Genomic DNA, 1,750 nt, shown 5'->3' on the forward strand with positions numbered 1-1,750 from the left:
TTGACCTTCTCCCGCGACTGAAGATCGCGGGATTCCCTATGCCGCTTGCGCGTCATCGGGTCTTCTCGCTTGCGCGAGCACACCCGCGGGTGCGGGTGTTGCCTCCGGCCCGGAGGTGTGCGCGGGCGTGGTAGCCCGGGCGAGGATGGTGGTGGCTGCCTGAAGGTCCGCGTGGTCTTGGTGGCCACATCTCACGCACTGGAATTCCGCTTGGCTCTTGCGGTTTTCCTTTACGCTGTGTCCACAGTTGCGGCACTCCAGACTGCTGTACGCGGCCGGCACCACGATGAGTGCGGTGCCGGACGCGGACATCTTGTGGTCGAGCCGCTGGGCGATCACACCCCAGCAGTTCGCGTATATCCCTTTGTTCAGACCGGCTTTCGCGGCTTTCCCGTTCGGCAGGTAGTGACCCTCGTTGTCGGGGTCGGGTTTAGGCTTCGGTGCCCGCACCATGTTGCGGGTCGCGAGTTTCTCCACGGCCACCACACCGTAAGTGGCAGCGATCCGCGTGGTGGTCTTTTCGACCCAGTCCCGGCGCCGATCAGCCACCTCGGCGTGCAGCCGCGCGATCCGGGCTTTCACCTTGCCACGCCGGACACTGCCTCTGCGGCAGCGGGCAAGCTGACGCTGCAGTCTGGCGAGCTTCTTCTGCTCGCCGCTACGCATGATCGGTGCCCGCAGCATCGTGCCGTCCGAGAGCGCCAGCGTGGTTTTCACGCCCCGGTCGATACCGACCGCGCGCCCATCTCTGTCCTGCGTGGCAGCGACCGACGGTTGTGGGGCAGGGAACGCCACATGCCAGCGGCCCGCCTTACAGGTGATCCGGGCCATGCCCAGTTTGCCGGACGGCAGCGGGCGGGACAGCCGCAACTTCACGAACCCGAGCTTGGGTACAAACAGTTGCGCCCACTTGCCATTGATCAGCTCGACGCGGCTATCGCGGACACAGAATCCCTCGTCGAAAAACTTGCGGCGCCATGTCGGCCGCCGGTGGGTGCCGGCAAAGTACGCCGCCGCGGCGCGGTCGAAGTCCCGCAACGCTTGCTGCTGCACCGACGACGACCCGGCCGCTAGCCATTCGAACGCTTGCCGCGCCTGGGCGAGTTGTTTCTGCCGGGCAGCTGGTCCCGGCGCGGACCACCCGGCACGGCCCCAATTGAACTGCTCCACAGCGAGATTCCACACATAACGGGCATCAGCACAGTGCCTGGCCAGCATAAACGCCGCTTGTTCACCGGTGGGATACAGCCGGTACCGGTGCGCCACCGCTACGCCACCTTCCCCTGGCGCGCGGCGGCGACTTTCTGGTTCTCCACATATCGCCTGACCACTTCCAACGGCGCACCACCCACGGTGGAAACGAACCAGGACGGGGACCATAAACACTTCATCCGCCCCAGATGCGCGAACTCCTGCCGAAGACGCCGCGACGAGCGCCCTTTCAGAATCTGAACGAGTTTTGACACCGCCACCTGCGGTGGCAGCTCGACGAGCAGATGCACATGATCGGGCATCGTCTCGACCTCAATCACCATTCCGTTAAACTCGGCGACCACCTCTCCGATGATCTGCTTCAACCGCTTCTGGATTGGCCCACGCAACACATCACGGCGGTACTTCGGGCACCAAATCACGTGGTACTTCACCGAAAACACCGATTTACGTGTCGACCGGTACTGCATGAGCCTCACGATAAACCCCGCCTACGACAAACACGGTCCGCTACGCGGACCGACAGACGGGATCGGCT

2 protein-coding genes are annotated in these 1,750 nt (G+C 64.1%); both read right to left on the reverse strand.

From position 1 onward, the window contains the following. Nucleotides 1–36 precede the first annotated feature (36 nt). Nucleotides 37–1,266 (reverse strand): RNA-guided endonuclease InsQ/TnpB family protein, encoded by a 1,230-nt coding sequence (locus tag AC5Y46_RS26085; protein ID WP_499993807.1) that lies wholly within the window; start codon nt 1,264–1,266, stop codon nt 37–39. 2 nt (nt 1,267–1,268) lie between these two features. Beyond that, a complete protein-coding gene (tnpA, locus tag AC5Y46_RS26090; protein WP_499993809.1) occupies nt 1,269–1,682 on the reverse strand; it encodes an IS200/IS605 family transposase in 414 nt (137 codons plus the stop codon). Nucleotides 1,683–1,750 lie beyond the last annotated feature (68 nt).

It is taken from the genome of Mycobacterium sp. NGS59, from assembly GCF_059812345.1.